This window comes from Pseudomonas sp. FH1, from assembly GCF_000510895.2.
GTDB lineage: Bacteria > Pseudomonadota > Gammaproteobacteria > Pseudomonadales > Pseudomonadaceae > Aquipseudomonas > Aquipseudomonas azotoformans_A.
This window is the reverse complement of record NZ_AOHM01000009.1, coordinates 1-23,343: the sequence shown is the minus strand read 5'-3', so window position 1 is coordinate 23,343 and position 23,343 is coordinate 1. Positions and strand designations below refer to the sequence as shown.

20 protein-coding genes and 2 pseudogenes are annotated in these 23,343 nt (G+C 59.3%); 7 read left to right on the top strand and 15 right to left on the bottom strand.

The genetic code is table 11. The features are described from left to right. Positions 1-52 precede the first annotated feature (52 nt). Positions 53-1,444 carry an L-cystine transporter gene (locus tag H096_RS04575; RefSeq protein ID WP_033897029.1) on the top strand — a complete coding sequence of 464 codons (1,392 nt, stop codon included), beginning with the start codon at positions 53-55 and terminating at the stop codon, positions 1,442-1,444. Between the two features lie 31 nt (positions 1,445-1,475). On the opposite strand, the gene H096_RS04570 is transcribed toward H096_RS04575, so the two are convergent. The 3 genes from H096_RS04570 to H096_RS04560 all read right to left on the bottom strand — a co-directional run bounded on the left by H096_RS04570 (position 1,476) and on the right by H096_RS04560 (position 2,588). Continuing rightward, positions 1,476-1,763, bottom strand: a complete 288-nt coding sequence (locus tag H096_RS04570) for a type II toxin-antitoxin system RelE/ParE family toxin (RefSeq protein WP_033897028.1) — start codon at positions 1,761-1,763, stop codon at positions 1,476-1,478. Further along, entirely contained in the window at positions 1,753-1,992 is a 240-nt protein-coding gene (locus H096_RS04565; RefSeq protein WP_033897026.1) for a type II toxin-antitoxin system RelB/DinJ family antitoxin, read from the bottom strand. Before H096_RS04565 ends, H096_RS04570 begins: the two co-directional genes overlap by 11 nt. A gap of 83 nt (positions 1,993-2,075) precedes the next feature. After that, positions 2,076-2,588 (bottom strand): dihydrofolate reductase, encoded by a 513-nt coding sequence (locus H096_RS04560; protein WP_033897025.1) that lies wholly within the window; start codon positions 2,586-2,588, stop codon positions 2,076-2,078. A gap of 69 nt (positions 2,589-2,657) precedes the next feature. Between H096_RS04560 and H096_RS04555 the strand changes: the two genes are divergently transcribed. Continuing rightward, positions 2,658-4,028, top strand: a complete 1,371-nt coding sequence (locus H096_RS04555; RefSeq protein ID WP_033897024.1) for a DUF2868 domain-containing protein — start codon at positions 2,658-2,660, stop codon at positions 4,026-4,028. Then, positions 4,021-5,403 (top strand): DUF3482 domain-containing protein, encoded by a 1,383-nt coding sequence (locus H096_RS04550; RefSeq protein WP_033897023.1) that lies wholly within the window; start codon positions 4,021-4,023, stop codon positions 5,401-5,403. The genes H096_RS04555 and H096_RS04550 overlap by 8 nt, the downstream gene beginning before the upstream one ends. On the opposite strand, the gene H096_RS04545 is transcribed toward H096_RS04550, so the two are convergent. The 8 genes from H096_RS04545 to H096_RS04510 form a co-directional block, all read right to left on the bottom strand. Next, on the bottom strand, positions 5,390-5,944 hold the full coding sequence (locus H096_RS04545) for a hypothetical protein (RefSeq protein ID WP_033897022.1): 555 nt from the start codon (positions 5,942-5,944) through the stop codon (positions 5,390-5,392). The two genes, H096_RS04550 and H096_RS04545, sit on opposite strands and share 14 nt — an antisense overlap. Before the next feature lie 60 nt (positions 5,945-6,004). Further along, positions 6,005-6,598: a phosphonate degradation HD-domain oxygenase gene (locus H096_RS04540; RefSeq protein ID WP_033897021.1), complete on the bottom strand. Its 594-nt coding sequence runs from the start codon at positions 6,596-6,598 to the stop codon at positions 6,005-6,007. Next, a complete protein-coding gene (locus H096_RS04535; protein ID WP_033897020.1) occupies positions 6,598-7,731 on the bottom strand; it encodes a TIGR03364 family FAD-dependent oxidoreductase in 1,134 nt (377 codons plus the stop codon). Before H096_RS04535 ends, H096_RS04540 begins: the two co-directional genes overlap by 1 nt. A 1-nt stretch (position 7,732) precedes the next feature. Beyond that, positions 7,733-8,752: a putative 2-aminoethylphosphonate ABC transporter substrate-binding protein gene (locus H096_RS04530; RefSeq protein ID WP_033897019.1), complete on the bottom strand. Its 1,020-nt coding sequence runs from the start codon at positions 8,750-8,752 to the stop codon at positions 7,733-7,735. A 22-nt stretch (positions 8,753-8,774) separates the two neighbouring features. After that, a complete protein-coding gene (locus tag H096_RS04525; protein WP_033897018.1) occupies positions 8,775-10,481 on the bottom strand; it encodes a putative 2-aminoethylphosphonate ABC transporter permease subunit in 1,707 nt (568 codons plus the stop codon). A gap of 1 nt (position 10,482) precedes the next feature. After that, on the bottom strand, positions 10,483-11,547 hold the full coding sequence (locus H096_RS04520) for a putative 2-aminoethylphosphonate ABC transporter ATP-binding protein (protein WP_033897017.1): 1,065 nt from the start codon (positions 11,545-11,547) through the stop codon (positions 10,483-10,485). Between the two features lie 308 nt (positions 11,548-11,855). Further along, positions 11,856-12,719, bottom strand: coding sequence for a LysR family transcriptional regulator (locus H096_RS04515; RefSeq protein ID WP_033897015.1), 864 nt, complete (start codon positions 12,717-12,719; stop codon positions 11,856-11,858). 15 nt (positions 12,720-12,734) lie between these two features. Further along, entirely contained in the window at positions 12,735-14,993 is a 2,259-nt protein-coding gene (locus H096_RS04510) for a heavy metal translocating P-type ATPase (RefSeq protein WP_033897014.1), read from the bottom strand. A gap of 85 nt (positions 14,994-15,078) precedes the next feature. On the opposite strand from H096_RS04510, the gene cadR reads away from it, so the two are divergent. Then, the gene (gene cadR, locus H096_RS04505; protein ID WP_016979028.1) at positions 15,079-15,519 is read left to right on the top strand and encodes a Cd(II)/Pb(II)-responsive transcriptional regulator; all 441 of its coding nucleotides are present in this window, start codon (positions 15,079-15,081) and stop codon (positions 15,517-15,519) included. Here cadR and thyA read toward each other — a convergent pair. Continuing rightward, a pseudogene (gene thyA / locus H096_RS04500) lies at positions 15,520-15,798 on the bottom strand (thymidylate synthase); the annotation flags it as partial. A gap of 307 nt (positions 15,799-16,105) precedes the next feature. Between thyA and H096_RS04495 the strand changes: the two are divergent. Then, positions 16,106-17,164 (top strand): hypothetical protein, encoded by a 1,059-nt coding sequence (locus tag H096_RS04495; protein WP_033897013.1) that lies wholly within the window; start codon positions 16,106-16,108, stop codon positions 17,162-17,164. Between the two features lie 393 nt (positions 17,165-17,557). After that, a complete protein-coding gene (locus tag H096_RS04490; protein ID WP_191982992.1) occupies positions 17,558-18,478 on the top strand; it encodes a hypothetical protein in 921 nt (306 codons plus the stop codon). Here H096_RS04490 and H096_RS04485 read toward each other — a convergent pair. From H096_RS04485 to H096_RS04475, 3 genes are all read right to left on the bottom strand, one after another. Beyond that, positions 18,475-19,020 (bottom strand): sce7726 family protein, encoded by a 546-nt coding sequence (locus H096_RS04485; RefSeq protein ID WP_033897012.1) that lies wholly within the window; start codon positions 19,018-19,020, stop codon positions 18,475-18,477. The genes H096_RS04490 and H096_RS04485 overlap by 4 nt on opposite strands. 457 nt (positions 19,021-19,477) lie before the next feature. Next, positions 19,478-20,038 carry a hypothetical protein gene (locus H096_RS04480; RefSeq protein ID WP_033897011.1) on the bottom strand — a complete coding sequence of 187 codons (561 nt, stop codon included), beginning with the start codon at positions 20,036-20,038 and terminating at the stop codon, positions 19,478-19,480. Between the two features lie 67 nt (positions 20,039-20,105). Beyond that, positions 20,106-21,113: a hypothetical protein gene (locus H096_RS04475; RefSeq protein WP_033897010.1), complete on the bottom strand. Its 1,008-nt coding sequence runs from the start codon at positions 21,111-21,113 to the stop codon at positions 20,106-20,108. Between the two features lie 730 nt (positions 21,114-21,843). On the opposite strand from H096_RS04475, the pseudogene H096_RS04470 reads away from it, so the two are divergent. Next, a pseudogene (locus tag H096_RS04470) lies at positions 21,844-23,343 on the top strand (hypothetical protein); the annotation flags it as partial.

Genomic DNA, 23,343 nt, shown 5'->3' with positions numbered 1-23,343 from the left:
TCCGGTTCGCAATCGCAGGCTCACGCGATTGGCAGCCTCTAACGGAGCTTCAATGAATCTGCCCCTGATTCTCAACTTACTGGTGTTCGCGGCCCTGTTACTGGGCCTGGCACAAACCCGCCGCACAAACTGGAGCCTGGCCAAGAAGGTGTTGTTTGCCTTGGTGCTGGGCGTGGCGTTTGGTGTGGCGCTGCATAGCATCTATGGCGCCGGCAACCCGGTGCTCAAGGCCTCCATCGGCTGGTTCGACCTGGTCGGCAACGGCTATGTGCAACTGTTGCAAATGATCGTGATCCCGCTGGTATTTGCCTCGATCCTCAGCGCCGTGGCACGCCTGCACAATGCCTCGTCCCTGGGCAAGATCAGCTTCCTGACCATCGGCACGCTGCTCTTCACCACGGCGATTGCGGCGCTGATCGGTATCGGCCTGACCAACCTGTTCGGCCTCACCGCCGAGGGCCTGGTGGCCGGCACCCAGGAAATGGCGCGCCTGCAAGTGATCCAGAGTGATTACGCGGGCAAGGTCGCCGACCTGAATATCCCGCAACTGCTGCTGTCGTTTGTGCCGGCCAACCCGTTTGCCGACCTGGCACGGGCCAAGCCGACCTCGATCATCAGCGTGGTGATTTTCGCTGCCTTCCTGGGGGTTGCCGCGCTGCAACTGCTCAAGGATGACGTGGAAAAAGGCCAGAAAGTCCTTAACGCCATCGACACCCTGCAAGCCTGGGTGATGCGCCTGGTGCGCCTGGTGATGAAGCTCACGCCCTACGGTGTACTGGCGCTGATGACCAAGGTGGTGGCCGGTTCCAACCTGCAAGACATCATCAAGCTCGGCAGTTTTGTGGTGGTGTCGTACCTGGCGCTGGGCCTGATGTTCGTGGTGCACGGCCTGCTGCTGTCCCTGGCCGGGATCAACCCGCTGCGTTTCTTCCGCAAAGTGTGGCCGGTGCTGACGTTTGCCTTCACCAGCCGCTCCAGCGCGGCGGCGATCCCGCTGAGCATTGAAGCGCAGACCCGTCGCCTGGGCATCCCGCAATCCATCGCCGGTTTCGCTGCCTCGTTTGGCGCGACGATTGGCCAGAACGGCTGCGCAGGGCTTTACCCGGCGATGTTGGCGGTGATGGTAGCGCCGACCGTGGGCATCAACCCGCTGGACCCGCTGTGGATCGCGACCCTGGTGGCAATAGTGACCTTGAGTTCGGCAGGCGTTGCCGGCGTGGGCGGCGGTGCAACGTTCGCCGCGCTGATCGTACTGCCGGCCATGGGATTGCCGGTGTCACTGGTGGCGTTGCTGATTTCCGTGGAGCCACTGATCGACATGGGTCGTACGGCGCTGAACGTGAATGGTTCGATGACGGCGGGGGCGATTACCAGCCAGGTCATGGGGCAGACGGATAAAGCGCTGTTGAATGCCGATGAGCATGCGGAATTAGCGCAGGCTTAATGAAATCGGCTAGCAGGGATCTTGCTCCCTGCTAGCTCAACCGGTCGGCAGCCTTCCGATAGACCTCTTCACGTTCACGCTTGTCGACAGCAACGACAAATACCGTGATCTCCTGATCAATCACTTGATACACCAACCGGTAGCCACTGCTACGAAGCTTGATCTTGTAGCAATCGGGCAAGCTGTACAGACGGCTGGCTTCGATACGTGGGTTGATCAAGACTGCGGCCAAGTTCTTTTTAAACTGTTGGCGAACGGTATCGCCAAGTTTGTGCCATTCCTTTAAAGCGCGCGCATCGAAGTCGAGTTCATAGGTCATCCAATGAGACCTTCACTCGTTGAGGCGCAGCCAACCGCTCCCGAACAGTTGCCAACAAAGCCTCGTCATCTTCAGTCATGAGCACAGGTTTGAAGGGTAACTGACCGCGCTCTGCCACGTACTGCAAAGCTTGGCGCATTAACTCCGATGGGGTGACGCCGAGTTTTTCCAGCTCGTGATAAGCACGAGCCTTAAGATCGTCGTCGATACGTACGTTAATAGAGGCCATGGGAAAACTCTCACCGTAAAGACATTAGTCATTACAGTGAAGCATGACAGTTTCTTTTGCAAGTCAAGCTTATCCGGTGCCGATCAGGCCTTTTCCCAAACCTCAAAGCTGTACGCCGGTTTTTCACCCTCAGGCGCATTCTCTACATTCGACACTAGCTTCCACTGGCTCGCCTCAAACTCCGGAAACCACGCATCCCCTTCCGGGCTCAACGCCACCCGCGTCAGATAAAGCCGATCCGCCTGCTCCAGCCCCTGCGCATACAACTGCGCACCGCCGATCAGCATCAACTCATCCACACCCTGCTCCAGTGCCCACGCCTCGGCGCGTTCTACCGCAGCCTCCAGTGACGGAAAAACTTCCGCACCTTCCAGCGCCAGATCGGTCTGACGGCTAACCACCAGGTTCAAGCGCCCCGGCAACGGTCGACCGAGGGAATCCCAGGTCTTGCGCCCCATGATGATCGGCTTGCCAAGCGTGGTGGCCTTGAAATATTTGAAATCCCCCGGCAAATGCCAGGGCATGCTGTTGTCGACGCCGATCACACGGTTTTCACCGAGGGCTGCGATCAGGCTTAAAGGGAGAGTTTTTTTCATGCCGACGAGAATACCAGAGCCCCGAGCCAGGGGTTATGCTCCAGGCTCACAAACACAACAGGACAGCGCGTGACTCCTCTGCACACTCTCTGGCTGACAGAAACCGTGCGCCTGCGCGAAGAACACGCAGGCCCGCTGGAAGATCTGGAGGCCAATCGCCTGGCCCGCACGGCCGGCGGCGATCTGCCGACGCGCATCCAGCAACGCGCCTTGCACCTGGCCGAGCGCGACGGGCTCACGAATGCCCTCACCCGCTGGCTGCAAGGTGCACGTCTGGCGTTGGTGCTGCTAGCGATAGTCGCCGTGATCAGCGGCGCTGGACTGGCGTTTGCTGCATTGGGCAACGGCCCGACGCCAGTCAACGTGTTCTGGGCGCTCGGCAGCTTGCTCGGGTTGAATCTCATCCTGTTGATCAGTTGGGCCCTGGGCCTGCTGTTTGCCGGTGAACACAGCGCCAGCCTCGGGCGACTGTGGTTATGGCTCAGCGAAAAACTCGCCCGAGATGCCAAGGCCGCACAACTGGCACCTGCACTGTTATTGCTGCTGCAACGGCAAAAACTCAATCGCTGGGCCGTGGGCGTGCTGGTCAACAGCCTGTGGTTGCTGGCATTGCTCAGCGCCTTGGTAATTATTCTTACGCTACTCGCCACCCGTCGCTATGGATTCGTGTGGGAAACCACCATTCTCGGTGCCGACACCTTTGTCGCCGTCACCCAGGCCCTCGGCACCCTGCCCGCGTTGCTGGGTTTCAACGTGCCGACCGTCGAGATGATCCGCGCCAGCGGCGACTCCGCCCTGAATATCGAAAGTGCCCGCCAAGCCTGGGCCGCCTGGCTGGTCGGTGTGCTGCTGGTCTATGGCCTGCTGCCCCGCCTGATCCTCGCCCTGCTTTGCCTGTGGCGCTGGAAACGCGGGCGCGCCGCCCTGCGCCTGGACCTCAACCTGCCCGGCTATAGCCAATTGCGCGAACGCCTGATGCCGAGCAGCGAGCGCCTTGGGGTCAACGATGCCGCGCCCGAGCAACTGCACCCCATCAGTGGCGGCGTCAGTGAATTGGAAAGCGACGGCGCCCTGCTGGTCGCCATCGAACTGGACGACCAACATCCCTGGCCGCCCAAGCTGCCCCCCAGCGTGAAGAACGCCGGCATCCTCGACAGCCGCGAGTCACGCCACAAACTGCTGGAACAACTCACGCGCTTCCCGCCCGCCCGCCTGGCCATCGCTTGCGACCCACGCCGCTCGCCGGATCGTGGGAGCCTCGCGCTGATCGCCGAACTCGCGCGCAGTGCCACCGATACCCGCGTCTGGTTGCTGCAAGCCCCGCCCGGCCAGGCGCTGGACGCCGAACGCCTGGGCGACTGGCACGCCGCGTTGCAGCAACTTGAGCTGCCGTTCGCCGATTGCGCGCCGTTGAACTGGCTGGAGACGGGTCATGACTAAGCCGCTGAAACTCGCCGTGGTCGGCCACACCAATGTCGGCAAGACCTCGTTGCTGCGCACGCTGACCCGAGACGTAGGCTTCGGCGAAGTCTCCCATCGCCCCAGCACCACCCGGCATGTCGAAGGCGCGCGCTTGTCGGTGGATGGTGAGGCTTTATTGGAGTTGTACGACACACCCGGCCTGGAAGACGCCATCGCCCTGCTCGATTACCTGGAGCGCCTGGATCGCCCCGGCGAACGCCTCGACGGCCCGGCCCGCCTGGCGCGCTTCCTCGATGGCAGTGAAGCCCGCCAGCGTTTCGAACAGGAAGCCAAGGTGCTGCGCCAACTGCTGGCCTCGGACGCCGGCCTGTATGTGATCGACGCCCGCGAACCGGTGCTGGCCAAGTACCGCGACGAACTCCAAGTGCTGGCCAGTTGCGGCAAGCCGTTGCTGCCGGTGCTCAATTTCGTCAGCAGCAGCGACCATCGCGAGCCGGACTGGCGCGAAGCCCTGGCTCGCCTGGGCCTGCATGCGCTGGTGCGATTCGACAGTGTGGCGCCCCCGGAAGACGGTGAACGTCGGCTGTATGAAAGCCTCGCCCTGCTATTGGAAAGCGCGCGGCCACAGTTGGAACGCTTGATTCTTGATCAGGAGGCTCTGCGTCAGGCCCGCCAGCAAAGTGCTGCGCGACTGATCGCCGAATTGCTGATCGACTGCGCCGCCTGTCGCCGCAGTGTGGTCACCAAAGATGAACAACAAGCCATCGGCGACCTGCGCAAAGCCGTGCGCCAACGTGAACAGAAATGCGTGGAAGCCCTGCTCAAGCTGTTCGGCTTCCGACCGCAGGACGCCGCCGCCAGCGACTTGCCCCTGCTCGACGGGCGCTGGGGCGATGACCTGTTCAACCCGGAAACCCTCAAGCAACTGGGCGTGCGCGTCGGCGGCGGGATCGCCGCAGGGGCGGCCGCCGGTGCGGGTGTAGATTTGTTGGTCGGTGGATTAACGCTGGGCGCCGCCGCCCTGGCCGGTGCAATTGCCGGTGGCGCGCTGCAAACCGCGCGCAGCTATGGCAGCCGGTTGCTGGGCAAAATCAAAGGCCAACGCGAGCTGACCGTCGACGACAGTGTGTTGCGCCTGCTCGCCCTGCGTCAGCGCCAGTTGCTCAAGGCCCTGAACCTGCGCGGCCATGCGGCGATGCATAGCATCAAGGTCGACACGCCCCAGGACAAAAACTGGCGCGAAGGCAAGTTGCCGGACGCGCTGCATAAGGCGCGCGCCCATCCGCAATGGTCGTCCCTCAATCCTCACCCCAAGCTGAGCCAGGCTGAGCGCCAGGAACAGGTCGAGGCATTGGCGGCCAAACTCGACGACGCCGACTTCAAGGCTTCTTGAGCGGCGGCGTGTGCCAAGCGAATGCCAGGAAAGCGTTGCACAACACTTTGATTGCCGCCTTGTCCTGGTGGTCGGCAATACCGTTCTGGTCAAGATCGCTGTTGGTAAACGACTCCAGCACCCCATCACTGTCACCGTCATAGCCCGCAGCGGTATACACCAGGATACGTTTGCCCCGGGGCGAACAGCACCGATGAAAACTCAACTTGATCGTATTGGGTATGCCGCTCTTCGCCCAATGGCTGACTTGCATCGTCAGGTAACACCGCCAGGTGTCCCCGGCATTGAACCAGCCTTGCTTCAGGAAGGTATCGGCAAATGCCTTGAGCAGTGCCTTATCCTCCGCCGATTTGCAGCCATCAAAATTGATATCGCCGGGTAACAGAATGTCGGCGACTCCGTCGGCGGTGATATCAATCGCCACCGCCTCATGGACCAGTTCGTCAGGTTCGTTCGCCGTCTGTTCAAAAAACTGCAGGATGACCATGTCAGCTTTGCCATTGCCGCTACGGTCCTGAGCGGTGGCTTTCAAGTAACGCATCACATACTCCCTTTCATGGCTGAAGAGCCCAGAAGAGTAATGATCGATTCGCCGACGCCTCTAGCCACCGCTTCCGGGTTGAGCGTACGAATTCACGTCAGGTCTCATCAGCAGGCGCAGTGCCCTGGCCTTGAGGGGTGCCAGATCCAGCACCGGCACGTGCAAGTCCTTAGCCTGCTCATCCCAATGGCGCATGCGCAAACTCACCGTATACAACGGGTCCTGTTCAAACGCCTGGGCCTCCTCGGCGCTCATCACACCGCCCTGATAGGCCAGGGTGCGCCGGCTGGCTTCGCTCAAGCGCGCGTAATAGTCCGGCTGGCTGAAGGTCAGATAGCGCTTGGCCTGCACGTGATACTCCACCAACTTGGCCATGCGCTCACTGAACCCTGCACGACGCAGATAATCTGCGCCCAGCCGTTCATGGCTGACCACGCCATAACCGCCCATGTTTTCCCCGCCTTGGCCGCAGATGTGCCCGATGTCGTGGAAAAACGCCGCCAACACCACCTCATCATCAAAGCCTTCGGCCATGGCCAGTTGCGCAGCTTGGGACATGTGCTCGATCTGCGACACCGGCTCGCCGATGTAATCCGCGGTGCCGTGCTGTTCATACAAGCCGAAGACGTCGGCGATGGTCTGTTCCGGGTTCATCACGCCGCTCCCCACAAGGTACGGATATTGCGCTCGGCCATCGCCGGCCCCACGCTCATGCCCACGCCGGTGTGCATCAACGCCGCGCTCACTCCCGGCGCCGCGCGCAGGAATGAAAACGGTCCCGGCCCCCGCGAGCCGTACACTCCCTGCCAACGCTCCACCACCTGGATTTTGCAGCTCAAGGTCTGTTCAGCCAGTTCGATCATCCAGTCATCCACCTGCTCGGCGTTGAAGGGCGATGCGTCACTGCCGTAGTCATGGGAGTCACCGATGATCAGTTCGCCGTGGGGCGTGGGGCTGATCAGCAGGTGAATGCCGTGTTCGTGCAGGTGCGGTGCATCGCGCAAGATCTGCGCCTGCACCGGCGCCGCCTCGGGCAGGTCGGCGAAAGCGCCGTAATGCACGCAGCTCAAGCCGGTGAGCAACGCGTGTTGCAGGTTCAGGTTGGCCGCTGGCCGCGCGCGCAGCATTTGCAGGCGGCAGATGCTCGGGTTGAGTTCGGCCATCGCGTCGGCCAACAAGGTTTGATAGTCGTGACCGGCGCACACGATGATCTGCTCACCGCGAAAGCTTCCCGCCGTGCTGTGCAACTGGCCCGGTTCGACGTCGCGCACCAAGGTGGAGAAGTAAAACTCCACATTCAGCTCTTGCGCCAGGTAGTTGATCAGCGCCGGGATCGCTTCACGGGAATACAGTTGCTGGTCGTCCTTGCCGTGCAGCGCAGCGCGGTGATGGCGGAACTGGCCGCCATACAAGTCCTTCATCGCCGCGCCTTGCAGCAATTCGACGTTGTAGCCGTGCTCTTTTGCCCGCCCCTCACAGAAGGCTTCCAGCAAGTGCTCTTCCGCTTCGGTGCGAGCGAACAGGTACGCGCCGTTACGCTTGAGTTGCAGCCCCGCGGCCTGCGCCCAATGGCCCCAGATTTCACGGCTTTCCCGCGCGAGGTCGAGCATCGGCCCCGGCGGTTGGCCGGTGACCAGGGCCTGGCCGAAGTTGCGTACCGAGGCGCCCAGTGGCGTGGCGCTGCGCTCGAACACCTTGACCTTGAGGCCGCGCTTGGCGGCGGCGAAGGCGTGGGACAGGCCGAGGATGCCGGCGCCGATGATCAGTAGGTCGCTTTGATAGTTCATCCTAAGGTGCCACCTTCTCCGACTTGCCGTCATAGCGCTTGCGCCATTCGGTCAGGATGCTGTCGCGGTTTTTCGAGGCCCAGGCGAAGTCGTTCTTGATCAAGCGCTGTTCATAGTCGGCCGGCAATTCGGTCTGCGGCTTGGCAATGCCAGGCTGGGCGAGGACGGCGAAGTTGTCCTTGTACAGATCCATGGCAGCCGGGCTGGCGGAGAAATCCGCGAGTTTTTTCGCGGCGTCGGCGTTGTGGGTGCCTTTCATGACGGCAGTGGCTTCGATGTCCCAGCCCAGGCCTTCTTTCGGCAGGATGATGTCCAGCGGCGCGCCCTGGCGTTTCAACTGCACGGCCGGGTATTCGAAGGAAATGCCGATCGGGAACTCACCCGAAGCCGCCAGCTTGCACGGCTTGGAGCCGGAGTGAACGTACTGGCCGATGTTCTGGTGCAGGTCATCCATGTACTGCCAGCCCTGCTTCTCGCCGTAGGTCTGCAGCCAGGCACTGACGTCCAGGAAACCGGTGCCGGACGAGGCCGGGTTGGGCATGACGATCTTGCCCTTGTACTCAGGCTTGGTCAGGTCCTGCCAGCTCACCGGCTTGGTCAGACCCTGCTTTTCGGCTTCGACGGTGTTGAAGCAGATGGTCGCGGCCCATACGTCCATGCCGACCCAGGCCGGCGGGTTGGCGGCGTCGCGGTAGTTCTTGCCGATCTTGTCCAGGTCCTTCGGTGCGTAGTTGTCCAGCATGCCCTGCTGGTCGAGGATCGCCAGGCTGGAAGCCGCCAGGCCCCAGACGGCGTCGGCTTGCGGGCGGTCTTTCTCGGCCAGCAGCTTGGCGGTGATGATGCCGGTGGAGTCGCGCACCCATTTGATTTCGATATCGGGGTTGGCCTGTTCAAAGGCCTTTTTGTAGGTCTTCAACTGCTCGGCTTCGAGGGCCGTGTACACGGTCAACTCGGTCTTGGCGAAGGCATTCAGGCTGAATGCAGTCAGTACGGCAGCGACCAGCGCCAGGGGCTTGAACATGGAGCACCTCCTTCAGGGATATTTATTGGCCGGGTGCGCTCTGGCGCCAGGCTTGGGAGCGGCGCAACGCGCCACGTGAGGCCCACGCCAGCAGCAGCGAGACGCCGGCCGAAGTGAACAGAATCAAGGTCGACATGGCCGCCGCGCCGCCCACGTTGCCGGCGTCGTCCATGTTCAACACGGCGACGGCGGCGAGGATGGTGTCGGGGCTGTAGAGGAAGATCGCGGCGGACACGGTGGTCATCGCCGACACAAACAGATAGCGCACGATGTCCAGCAATGCCGGCAGGCAAATCGGCACCGTGACTTTCAGGTAATGGCGGTACAGCGGCGCCTTGAGGGACAAGGCGGCGGCTTCGAACTCGGCGTCCAGTTGGCGCAGCGCCGTGGTGGCGGTCATCTGCGCGGTGGTCAGATAGTGAGCGATGGTGCACACCACCAGCAACGTCATGGTCCCGTAGAACACATGCAGCGGGTTGCCATTGAGGTTGAAAAAGAACACGTAACCCAGGCCCAGCACCAAACCCGGTACGGCCATCGGCACAAAGCTGAGCATGCGCAGGGCCAGGTTCAGACCCTTTTGGCCCTTGGTTTTTTCCATCAGGTAGGCGCCGGTGAAAATCAACACGCTGCCGATCAATGCGGTGCACAGCGCCATGGTCAGGCTGTTGCGATAGGCCAGCCAGCCGCCGCCGGCCGTGTCTTCGAACTGGTAATGGCTGAGCGACAACGACAGGTTGTACGGCCAGAACTTCACCAGCGACGAATACACCGCCATGCCGAACACCAGCAGCAACACGGCACAGATCAGCAGCACGATGGCCAGGTAGCAGCCGTCCCTCATGCGCGATGGCGCCGGTTGGAACACTTGGGCACGGCCGCTCATGGAATCGCCATGACGGCGGCGCAGCCAGGCATCCACCCCAAAGCTGAACAGCGCTGGCAGCAGCAACACCATGCCGATCAACGCGCCGCGGCCGAACTGTTGCTGGCCGACCACTGCCTTGTAGGCGTCCAGCGCCAGCACCTGATAATCGCCTCCGACCACCACGGGCACGCCGAAGTCGGTGATGGTCAGGGTGAATACCAGGCAGAACGCAGCGAACACCGCCTGACGCGTGGCCGGCCAGGTAATGCTGCGAAACGCCCGCGCCGGGCTGGCGCCCATGCTGGAGGCCGCATCGAACAGGCGCGCATCCGCCAGGGACAACGCCGACAGCAGAATCATCAAGGCATGTGGGAAGGTGTAGATCACCTCACCCAGCACAATGCCCCAGAAGCCGTAGATATTGTCCGAGAGCAACCCGCGCAGCATGCCCTGGTTACCGAACAGGTAGACCAGCGCAATGCCCGGCAACATCGATGGCGCCATCAACGGCAGCAACGACATGCCGCGCCAGATCGCCTTGCCGGGGATCAACGTGCGTTGCAGGGCGTAGGCAAACAGGTAGGCCAGCGGTACGACGATAGCCGCCACGCTGAGGGAAACTTTCAGGCTATTGCCCAGCAACCAATGGAAGTTGGCGCTGGTGATCAGTTCCTGTGCAGCCACCAGGCCACCGCCCTGCCCGGCTTCACTGCTGAAACCGCGCCAGAAGATCGCCAGCAACGGCATCAACACCGTGAGGCCCAGCAACAACAGCCACAGCAGTTTGCCGCCGACGACGAAAATTTTGTCGCCGGTTTCGGCGCGGGACACCGGTCGTGGCAGCGTCATGACAGCGGCCATCTCAGGCAAACACCTGCAGGCTGCGCGGCGGCAAGGCCACCCAGATGTCCTGGGCGCCCAGGCGCGGCATGGCTTCCGGGGCCAACTCGGCCAGCAGTGCATGGCCGGGCAATTGCTCCAACTCGAAACTCATACGGCAGCGATTGCCGAGGAAAGTGATCTCGCGGACTTTGGCCGGGAACAGGTTTTCTTCATGCACCGGCGGGTTGACGCTGATCGCCTCCGGGCGACAGAACAAGCGGCCGGACTTGGCCACGCCGGCATCGTCGGCCAGGCGCATGTTCATCCCACCGACCTGGGCATGGCTGGCACTGTTGCGGCTGAACGGCAGCCAGTTGCCCTGGCCAACAAACTCCGCCACAAACGGCGTGGCCGGGCGGTCGTAGATTTCCTGGGGCGTGGCGTATTGCTCGACCTTGCCGTTGTTCATCACGGCGATGCGGTCGGCCATCAGCATGGCTTCGTCCTGGTTGTGGGTGACCATCAACGTGGTGATGCCCAGGCGGCGTTGCAGTTGGCGCAGCTCGGTGCACAGATGCTCACGGACGCGGGCGTCGAGGGCCGACATCGGTTCATCCAGCAACAACAACGAAGGTGCAGGCGCCAAAGCACGGGCCAGGGCGACACGTTGTTGCTGGCCACCGGAGAGTTGGCCGGGGTATTTCTTTTCACTGCCGACCAGGCCGACCAATTCCAGCATCTGCCCGACGCGCTTGCGCACTTCATCGCGACCGCTGCCGGTGAGGCCGTAGCCGATATTCGCTTCGACAGTCAGATTGGGGAACAACGCGTAGGACTGAAACAGAATGCCGTAGTCCCGCGCCTGGGGCGGCAGCAGGGAAACATCACGGCTGCCCAGGTACAGTTCGCCGCTGTCCTGGCGCTCCAGGCCAGCGATGCAGCGCAGCAAAGTGGTCTTGCCGCAACCGGACGGGCCCAGCAGGCACACCAGCTCGCCGGCAGCGACGTCCAGGGAGACGTTATCCAGCGCAGTAAAAGCGCCGAAGCGTTTCTGGATACCGCGCACTTTCATCGGCGCGCCGGGTTGGGTCAGGGCTGTGTTCATGCAAGGCACCTCATCGAACTGATGAAGCCCATGCTAGGCAGGCAATGCGTCCCTCATGTGGCAGAAAGGCAAAACGCGGTGATAGTGGTATTGGTGGATTTGGGTAGGACGCGGACACCCTTGTGGTGAGCGGTTTCTGTGTGGCGAGCGGGCTTGTTGTGGCGAGCGGGCTTGCCCCGCGTTGGGCTGCGGAGCAGCCCTAATAAGGCCACCGCATTTCTCCTGGTAGAACTGAGGGCCTGGTTTTAGGGCCGCTTCGCAGCCCAGCGCGGGGCAAGCCCGCTCACCACAGAGATAGTGCTCGACCGTTAGAGCGGTGACATTTCCTGCGCCAACCCCAGAAATGCCGCCGGCAACCGTGCGCCTTTTCGTTCCTTGAGGCAGTACAAATACTCCGGAATCTGCGGCGCATTCTCGAAAGTCAGCACGCGCAATTGTGGATCGTGTGGCACTTCCTGACGCGCAATGATGCTGATGCCGATGTTGCGCAGCACCGCCTCACGGATCGACTCGCGGCTGCCGATTTCCAGCAACGGGCCGTAGCTCACGTTGGCGCTTTGCAGGAGTTCTTCGGTGAGGCGTCGCGTGGTTGAACCCGCTTCACGCATCAGCAGGGTGTGCCCGGCCAAAGCGCTCTGCGGCACGTGATCCAGCTTGGCCAGGGGATGGTTGCGATGCACCGCCAGCACCAGCGGGTCGGTGCCCAGCACACGACGAATCAGGCGCGGGTCTTCCAGCAGTTGCGAGGAGGCGGCGACGTCGACGCGGTAATCATCCAGCGCTTCGAGCACCTGCTGGGAGTTGCCGATTTCCACCGACACCTCCACTTGCGGCAGGCGTTCGCGAAAGGCTTTGACCAGGTCGAGGATGTAGTAAGGCGCCGTGGCGGCAATCCTCAATGCGCCCTGGACCTGGCCATTGTTGCGCAGGAAAAACTCGATGTCCGCTTCTTGCTGCAACAGCGCCTTGACCATCGGTAGCAGGCGCGCACCTTCGTCGCTGACGGTGAGGCGGCGACCGCCGCGGTAGAACAGCTCGACGCCGTACTGGCTTTCGAGGTTACGGATCTGGGTGGTGACCGTGGGTTGGCTCAGGCCGAGTTTTTTCGCCGCCTGGGTGATGCTGCCCAGGCGGGCGACCATGAAAAAAGCCTTCAGCTCGGCACTCAGCACACCACCCTCTCATCTCTATTTGCGCAACAGGCGCAGGCCATTGAACACCACCAGCAGGCTCACGCCCATGTCGGCGAACACCGCCATCCACATGGTGGCCAAGCCCAGGAAGGTGACCGCCAGGAAAATCGCCTTGATCACCAACGCCAGGGCGATGTTCTGCTTGAGGATACTCGACGTTTGCCGCGACAGACGAATGAATGCCGGAATCTTGCGCAAATCATCGTCCATCAGCGCCACGTCGGCGGTCTCGATGGCAGTGTCGGTGCCCGCTGCGGCCATGGCAAAACCGATCTCGGCACGGGCCAACGCCGGGGCGTCATTGATGCCGTCGCCGACCATACCCACGCGGTGGCCTTGGTCATAGAGGGTTTCGATGGCTTGCAGTTTGTCGGTCGGCAACAGGTCACCCTGAGCCTGGTCGATGCCAACCTGGGCGGCAATCGCCTGGGCGGTGTGGGTGTTGTCGCCGGTGAGCATCAGCGTCTTGATGCCCAACGCGTGCAGTTGTTGGATGGCTTCGCGGCTGCTGTCCTTGACCGTGTCGGCCACGGCGAACAGCGCCAGCGGGCCGGACTTGTCGAGCAGCAGCACCACGGACTTGCCCTGCTTTTCCAGGGCGAAGAGTTTTTCTTCAAGCTCCGGCGAGCACAGGCCCAGGTCTTCCACCAAGCGGTGATTGCCCAGGTGGTAGGTTTCGCCGTTGATGTCGCCACGCACGCCTCGACCGGCCAGGGCCTCGAAGTTATCCACAACATGGGTGGGCAGGTTCTTATCCACAGCCGCGTTAGCAATCGCCAACGACACCGGGTGATCGGAACGTCCAGCCAGACTGGCGGCCAAGGCTGGCGCGCTGTCTGCAACATTGGGGAACAGCGCCAGGTAATCAGTTTGCACCGGCTTGCCGTGAGTGATGGTGCCGGTCTTGTCGAGGGCCAGGTAGTCGAGCTTGTAACCACCCTCCAGGTACACGCCACCCTTGATCAAGATGCCTTTGCGCGCCGCCGCCGCGAGGCCGCTGACGATGGTCACCGGGGTGGAAATCACCAGCGCACACGGGCACGCCACTACCAACAGCACCAGGGCGCGGTAGATCCAGTCAAACCAGGCGCCCGCCATGAACAGCGGCGGAATCAGCGCCACGCCGAGGGCAAACAGAAACACCGCCGGGGTGTAGATTTTCGAGAAGCTGTCGACAAAGCGCTGGGTCGGCGCGCGGGCGCCTTGGGCCTGTTCCACCGCGTGAATGATGCGCGCCAGGGTGGAGTTGTTGGCCGCGGCGGTGACTTTGTATTCCAGGGAGCCGGCCTGGTTGATGGTGCCGGCGAAGACTTTATCGCCCACGGTTTTCTCAATCGGCAGGCTTTCACCGGTGATCGGTGCCTGGTCGATGGTGGATTGGCCGGCGGTGACTTCACCGTCCAGGCCGATGCGCTCCCCGGGCTTTACCCGCACGATTGCACCTAATTCAATGCTTTTGACTTCCTGTTCAGCCCACGAACCATCGGCCTGCTGCACCGTGGCCTGCTCCGGCGTCATCTGCATCAAGCCGCTGATGGCATTGCGCGCACGGTCCAGGGACTTGGCTTCGATCAACTCGGCCACGGTGAACAGGAACATCACCATGGCGGCTTCCGGCCATTGCCCGATCAGGATCGCACCGGTCACGGCAATGCTCATCAAGGCATTGATGTTCAGGTTGAGGTTTTTCAGGGCAATCCAGCCCTTTTTGTACGTGGTGAGGCCGCCGCTGAGGATTGACACCAGCGCCACCAACGCGATCACCCAGGTGGGCGCGACGCCGCTGAAGTGCAGCACTTCGGCCCCCAACGCACCCACGCCGGACAACGCCAGCGGCCACCAGTGTTTCTTGGCCGGAGGCTCAGCGGCTGGGGTGCCTTCTTCGATGGGATCCGCCTGCATCCCAAGGGATTTGATGGCGTCGATGATCGGCGCAGTGCTTGGCAAGTCATGGGTGACGCCGAGGATGCGGTTGATCAGGTTGAACTCAAGTTGCTGCACGCCGGCCAGCTTGCCCAGTTTGTTCTGGATCAGCGTCTGCTCGGTGGGGCAGTCCATGGCTTCGATGCGAAAGGTGCTCAACCGCGAGCCGGCGGTGGGCGCCTCGCTCAGTTGCACCAACGCCGGGGCCGGCGTTCCGGAACAGCAGGAGCCGCCGTGGCCGTGGTCATGCACAGGCGTGAGTTTTTTCGGGCCATGATCGTGGTCGTGATCATGCTCGTGTTTATGCGGGGTGTGGATGGAATCGCTCATTCTGTCGCGTCCGTAAAGGTGCCTGTTGCCAAGTAAAGACCCTGTAGCCACTATAGGGTCAAGCACCCATTTGGAGATTGCTGCGATGAAGATCGGCGAACTGGCCAAACTGACCGACTGCCCGGTGGAAACCATCCGTTACTACGAGAAGGAAGGCCTGCTGCCGCCCCCGGCGCGCACCGACGCCAACTACCGCGTGTACACCCAGGCGCACACCGAGCGACTGGTGTTTATCCGCAACTGTCGCAGCCTGGACATGACCCTGGAAGAAATCCGCAGCCTGCTGGGCTTGCGCGACAGCCCACAGGACCAGTGCGAAAACGTGAATGCGTTGATCGACGAGCATATCCACCATGTGAAAGCGCGGATCGATGGGCTGTTGGCGTTGCAGGAGCAATTGCTGGACCTGCGCCAACGCTGTGGTGGCGGACCGGAGTGTGGGATCTTGCAGCGGCTGGAAGTCAGCGGGAGTGTGGCGGCCAGCGAGGCTGAGCCCTCACATGTAGGGCGCAGCCATGGGCATTGATCAGATCGCCACGTCGGCCTTGATGCTTGGATCGGCGTCGTAACCGACGATTTCGAAGTCTTCGAACTTGTAGTCGTAGATCGATGCCGGTTTGCGCTTGATCACCAGCTCCGGCAGCTTCTTCGGCGTGCGCGCAAGCTGGGTGCGGATCTGTTCCATGTGATTGCTGTACGCGTGGGTGTCGCCGGTGGTGACGATGATCTCGTGAGGGATCAGGTCGCACTGCTGGGCCAGCATATGTGTGAGCAAGGCCAGCGCGGCGGTGTTGTACGGCAGGCCGAATAGCTTCACCCCCCACTTTTACTGCACATTACGCTGACTTGTAATGCCTTCCAAGCAACTTGGTATATGTGCATTATAGCTTTTGCACATTACCTGCGCAACCCCTAATACTGGATAAACCACCAGTTTTCTAAAGTCCTTTCCAAAGCTCATCTTCTCCTGAAGCCCCCGAAATACGGGGCCTCTAGCCAAGAAATTGACTCATCCTGGCAATGTGCTATCCATGGTGTCGGGGAAATCAATCGCCCTAGGATCAGCTCCAGCGCTTCCGCAGACGCTAAGACGCAAACAGCAGGGAGAATCGATGCGCCTAGATCAGATGCCATACCACTCAATGCCCACCTTGGCAGTTCTTCCGTTCCGGCAATTCCGCATCGGATGGACGTGGCAGCTGCGAGCACTAAAGCTCTTCCCCGAGTCCCAGCTGTCCTGGAAGCGTTACTTCTACGATAACGGCAGTGGCCATGCGAGGGCGGCTGTTTTCGCCTCCTACGAGGAGGCCATGGAAGCGGCAGACGAGTTCAACAGCCGCACCAATGAACTGGTGGCTCAGGCGGTACCAGATCCTGTGCTTCAGAGCTCAACCACCCTGAAAGTCGAGAAAGCACTGACGGCGGCGCGCCGCATCCAGGGAGAAGAGGAGCTCATGGAGCGCGAGGCGATCAAGCGGAACGCCAATCTGCCCCGGCTCCCCGCGCAAGAGCTGAAATTGCACAATACGATGGAGAGCTTGCTGCAACCGCTCCACGAGGAGCTTGAGCGTGCGCCTTACCTAGAAATAGTCGCCATACCGAGATTCAACATGTGCCTTCGCCGTGTCGATGACCAGACATGGGAACAGATCGGAGCCTTGTCTCCCAAACGCTCGCAGATCTGTCTGCGCGAAGTGACAGCCAAAGGGTTTGGTCTTTCGGGAGCCGACCACTGGGGAAGAACCAAAGCGCAGATACGCGCACTCTTACTGCCCCGAGCCAATCAGTTGCTGCAGTTAGCGAGCGTCAAGCAAATGCTCGCCGAGGCAAGGATGCGCGGCCAGAGGGTGCTGGTCTGCGGTGGCTTCGTGTTCTGGTATGAGGACGATGGGGTACCACGGTGGGTGGTGAAAAACACGGGTGGCGAGTCCAGTAGCGATGAAGGAAACACCTTGTGGCACGAGGGCACGATCCTATCCAGGAACCATGGCCGGATCGTCGTGCTTCCCTACATCAAGGAGAACGGGGAAAAAGTTCAAGGGCACACAAAGAATGCACCACACGATGGAAAGGCCATACCTCGGCACCCTGACCAGTACGTCACCCTGCCTTTTGAGATCCTGGATGGTGACCTCATGATCGGACTGTTTGGTGAACTCCACTATGAGTAACCCACAGACTAATCGGACATACGCGCACCCCACATCCCAGAAACAACGCATTAAGGCTTCTATTGAGTGGCCAAGTGCTATCTTACCAATCTCGACCTGCCGTCTCGCTGGGAGCATGACGTCGGCCAGTGGCAGTGGGCAAAACCGACATGTTCCGTATGTCGACGCTCGCTGATTGCCGGGGCCTGTGACTCGCCATGCCTTCAGCATTACGGCGAAACCGGTTTTCACAACATGCAAGGAGTGCAAGATGCAGTACGTGGCTTGTTTACGAGTTGGTCAGAATGACGTTAAGGCGCTGATAAATCTGGAAGACCACAGGCGGGAAGTCGTGGCTCCGCTGTTGGACATGCGAGGTGACGACGACAGACACCTTCAAACATTCCTAGCGAGTTGGACTGGGATCCTTTTTTCCTAGACGTTTCAAGAATAACGAAGGACGTTGGTGAAGAATTCATTACTACCAACGACCTGCACAATCCTCATGGCGCGTTTGAGAACAAACGTCGATTTTTCTCCGATGTGGCAGGCATCAACCAGAACGTCATACCAGTGGTTTCCTGGGTTGATGACGACCCCCAACGAGCAGTCATCCAAAGTGCACTGGCTCTCCAGAGCGATTTCCCACATATAGCTATCAGGGTTACCTGCCCGGAAAACCCCACTTCCACTTCATGGAACAGATTGCTGTCAATCCTGGATGCTCTTGAAAACCCGGACACCGCGACGGTGATTTTGGACTTCGGTGCCACAGCTCCGGCCAACACTGCCTCGGGGTCGGATTTCAATGTATCCCTGCGTCAACTCAACAGCTATCAGATACGAAATCTGGTTCTGATGAGCACCTCCTTCCCTATCGATAAGCCGGCCTCAAACACCTCACGTTCCTCCGCCTGCTACGACGTTGCGTGGCAAGCAAGGGTCGATACCAGTGGCATAGAGTCGGATATTGTCTACGGGGATTACGCCGCCACCAACCCAACCGCCTCGATGGAATACATACGAGGCATGCCTGTGCTTCCTTTTGCCTGCTATTACACGCCAACGGAATGGTGGCAACGACGCAAAGGTTCGGACAAGGAATTTGTGCGGTACATCGAAATTGCCCAGGAGATTAGAGGTTTGCCGGGTTATCACGGCGACGACTTTTGCTGGGCCACTCGCGAGTACAGCAGAATTGTCGCCACATCTACCGGCTACGGGAACAACGGAACATGGAACGGATTCAGAATCAATCAGCATATCTGCGCCATGATCCAGTCCATAGTAGATACTGACGGCTTCGATGACCTCGATGCCGATGACTTACTCTAACGGTAACGTTGTTTCAGGCTGACCAATACATGTGACCTGATCACATTCATGGGAAGGGCGTCGCTGAGCTGGCGGCGCACTTCTTTTATGAGGTCGCGACTTTTCGTTGGCACCCCATGCTGGTTCGCGAGTGCATCCAACTCGCTACGCCACAAAAATCCCGTAAGGTGGAATTTATCCTGGAGCTTGTTGGGCTTCGCCTTTCGAATCATCGCCATGCCGGAATAGTCATCGACGACGAGTACGCCAACATTCGGCAGACATGACTCAAGAGCCTTCACCAAGTGCTTTGAATGGCAGCATAGCCAGACTTCGTCAAAGCACGCCATATACGCCTGCTGCTGGCCCTCCCAGCGAGTCAAGGTGTCGGCATGGGACTTGATCTCAAAAGCGGTTAGCTTCCCATTGGCATGAACGAGATCGGCGCGTCTGGCCTTATCGATGAAGCACAGCTCCTCGATGAAGACGTCACTCTCTTCATGGGACATCGCTTTCGCGACCCACTGCTTGAGGATTGGGCGGATTTCGGTTGGATTCAACATGCGCGGATTATAGACAGACAGTTGAGGCTTCTCACGCTAAAAAAGCGCCCAGTCGTCGATCACCACAGGGCCCGCACGTGCGTGATACCTGTCCGGCACGGCGTGAAGACGATGACGCAAAGCCAAGCTTGGGCTAGGTAATTCCTGGCTTGACCAGCTTACCCCTGGCCGACCTCAGCCCCTAACGGTGGTCGATTCATAAGGCAGGCGACGCCTGCGAGCACGTGGTGAGTGGACGATCGTTTATTCCAACTGTAGCCGCCGAAACAGCTGGCTTGCCGAGCCAGCCGGTGCTTCCAGTATGAGTCACAACCTCATATGGCCATTGATTCGAGAGCAATTGCCATCATAATGACAGCGCTACGGCGGGCAGCCAAAAGGCCTGCTTGTACCCTGCTGTAGAAGCCTGTTAGCCGGAGATCAAGTCCTCTGGTTGAGGGTCGATGCGTAGGCGCGCTCAAAGGTATTCGAGAAACACTGATCCGTCGTGGTCTGTACGAAGGAACGAGATTTCGTCAGGGTAACCGTCTACGCCCATCAGCTTAACAATTCCATCTGCGTGCTCGTGCATACAGACCAAGGTGCACGTAGCTACATCTGTGGGAACCAGAGCCTCATGGAGGGTGTAGCGCTCAATGCAGTAGAAGTCTCCGACTTCAAGATTGAGCCTATCGGTTTCACTTACAGCTTCCCGTACCTCTGATTTGCGAAGTGTGTTCGCTGTTTTCTGAGCGTATCGGTTCCCATCATAGATGACTTCATACACAGGTTTACCTGAGGGGCAGTCTGACGTGACCGGCGTGCTTGTGTATTGGATGTTCGTCAGCGCGCCTGTGAGAATCCGGCTACTCACGTGAGTGTCGTGCAGGTGGATGCGCGCCGGCATTCCTGTTATTTCTCGATGACCGTTGGGCCACAGATGAAGTCGCCACTGCTCATCGACTGAGCGCTTTAGCAGCATCACATAGAAGCCATGCGGATGCTTCAGGCACCGTGGTTTGCGCTCGGCGATCCACATACGCAGTGCTTCCTTTATAGAGTGCGTGGGCGTAGTGGTCAGATGCTCTCTATCGAGGAAGCTAAGGTCAGTATGCATAAGGGGAGCCTGCACCTACGGCTGCCTCTGCTTTTGCAATGACTTTTGCAGGGATGGTGCCCAGGCCGAACATCTTTTGCAGAACCTCGGTAGGCGCCACGTCCATGGCTATTTCAATCGCTGAAGCTTCTGTGCGGATCAGGCCTAGCTCATGCGCATACGCTGCGTAATCGCGATGAGATCGGTGGTACCGGTATGCAAAGTCTTTCGGGTCTTCACGCGTGACGATGATCTCTTGAGAGGAGCCTTCGATACGGAATGTGGACAGGCGCTTGCTTAGGTAGAGCTGTACGTTCAGCAGAAGCGGATATTCCGCCTTGGCGCGTGCGATCGCGAGGATCGTAGCCAAAACCTCGGATTGAACGTACTCAACGTCCCACAGACGACTGTCGAATGTCGCGCTTTGCCGAAACCGGACGTACTGCTCACAAAGGGAGGCGTCTCTGAAATCCAGCAAAATGGCGTCAACACGGATTGGTTGCCGGTGTCTTTTGGCTTGCTCAAGAAGCTTTTGAAGCGTATCCGCTCTGAAATGCCGTCCCGTGCGCACGCTGATCTGGTAGTCGACAGAGTCCGCGACGATTCGATCAAGGTTCTGCGAAATGTCTTGAGGTAGAACGACGGCAGCTTTCTGCACCTCATTCGGATCGACGAAAAACGAAATGTACAGTGTCGAGAGAATGGCGAACGCGCCGCTAGCTACGACTGAGGTCAGGAAGCTGTTGAAAGCGACGAGCGCAGGGGGTTGATCAGGGCGATTGGCAATCCACACGATCGCCAGGAAGCAAAGGAGCAGCAATCCGCAGCTGGCGAGTAGGAAGCTTCTGCGCTGATGAGCAGAGCTGAAAATTCCCGAGAGAGACACGCTGGTTACCTTCTGAAATCCGTTTCGGTCGCGGATTTTGCTCGGCATGATGGCGCAATGCAAGTACGCTTCGCCTAGCGTCTTGATTTTCTCACGGCGCAAAAACGAATCGCAGTGCGAATTCGAAAGCATGAGCTAGGCTCTCACCGAGGCGATTTACGTCATCGAATCGCGAAAGAAAATGGTGAACCGGATGCGAAAAACGATGCGCGAAACGCGTCAGTAAACGTGTGACATGTCACAGCTACCTATTTCGTTACGTGATTCCTTTGTGCCATACTCGATTCACAACCTGTTTTTCAGCCTGGTTGATCGCCTAAAAGCTGCTGCTTACTTAAGCAGTACGATGATCAAAAAATGCTAAACCGGAGGCAAGCCGCTTCTGTGACCCGTACTGAATCTACTGAAGCACTTGCATGGGGTATGGTGCTTTAGGTTGAACGTTACCGCAGGTATTGAGTCGATGCAGTGAGGAAAGGCCGTTCGTCGGTCACTTGAGAAGGGGGCTGACGACGATCTGGATGGATTCGTATAATCCACCGCCTCACGAACCATGGCGAGTCATACACGCTTCGGCCGCGTAGCGTATTCCGATGTGAGACCGCGACCACCGGGAAGTGGAAAAAGGGGATAGAAAATGAGCGTTGAGCTTTTGTATGAGAAGGCCAGGAGCCAGATGGGTGCGACGGAAGCGGAGCGCCTGCGTAAGGCACGAGCCCGTACCGTTCTGATGACCAAAATCCTTGCTGCCCAAGCCAGAGCCCAAGCTGTTAACAGTGAGATGCTTGCTCGTACTTGCAGCCTGTAAATTTTTTATTTCCTAAAGCAGCCCTAGCGGCTGCTTTTTTTTGCGCGAAGAACAATGACTCCTTACCTCGTAACCGAATTTCAGCGCGAGACGCTGAGTGCCTTGATCCGCGAATGCTTCGGGTATGAATACCTGCAGATTTTTGACAAGGAGCAGGTGAAATATCTCTATGGCTACCTCCGCTCGCTCGGCGCGAAGACCATCCTCCTGGAGCCACGGTATACGGATCGAGATTTCCTAGAGGACTACTCTCGCTACTACGTCAAACGGTTCCGAAACGACGGTGAGGTATGTGGCCGGCTTCACTTCTTCAGTTGCAAGCTTGACCACAAGTCGTTCGACAGCATGATGCTCGATAGCGCGCGCCAGGACGTGTCTCGGGGTTGGCTGCAGGACAACTACTTGGGCTTCGTCCTGATCAAGCCCCTGAATAAGACATTCATCGGTAAGACCTGCCTGCGAACTGCAGGTGACTCCGGTACCGGCCCAGGTACCAAGAAGAAAATTTCTAAGCGCTACGACGTCAATTTATTCGGCATCAACCTTTCCGTTGAATCCATTGCATTCCAAGAACAGGACAAGGTTGTGGCTGCCTGCGCGACCACTGCGATTTGGACTGCCCTTCATGCTTTGCCTGGGCGTAACGTCAAGACCATCCCTTCTTGCAGCGAAATCACGATCTCAGCACTGAATTTTGTTGACGGCTCAAACAATGGATTTCCAAACAAGCATCTGACGCACAAGCAGATTCAACGTTCACTGGACGTAGAGGGCCTGCGTTATCACTCTTCGACACTCACTGAGACACCGAAGAAATGGTTCCAAGGCTATGCCTGTGCTCACATTGACAGTGACATACCGGTGATTCTCGCAGGCTTTGTCTATGGGCCTCAAAAGGCTAAAGCTAGCGAGGCAGAGCCAGAAGAGGACGCGCTTTCTGAAGCTGAACGTCTCTCTGTCCTTGAGGAATACGGTGACGGCCTTTCGGATGAAACGCGTGCACAATTGCTGGCTGGTAACGGGGCCACTGTAGGGCAATCGGTCTGCTTGAAGGGGGGTCATGCAATCACTCTTCTTGGCTACGACTTCCGCGATAGCGCGCAGTGGATCTATGTCCACGATGATCGCCTCGGCCCGTACGCGAGAGCTCAATTGATTGAGGCCACCAGCTTCATTGATCTTCACGCCGGTAACGGTTTTGAAGCTAGCGATGAGGTGAAAAACTCTCTCAAAAATCGCTGGGCGTTGGCATTCAGTCAGTGGGATGACGAAAAGCAGGTGTGGCTTTCTCCTCACGAAATTCTTGTGCCTGACATGGGCATTGTGCCGACTGATAAAAAGGCGCGACTTGAATTCCGCTACGCGCATGACACCGCCGCAATTCTCCTTGGTCATATCAAAAAGTGGATGGCCGAGATCTGTGACAGCTCTGAGCTTGAGCATCAGGATTGCCGCTACACTATCAAGCTGTCTCCCATTTCCCAGATTCGCAGCGAAATCGTGGGGATGAATCGCCCCGGGTTTCCTAGACACTCTCCAGGCTCGCTGCGTAAC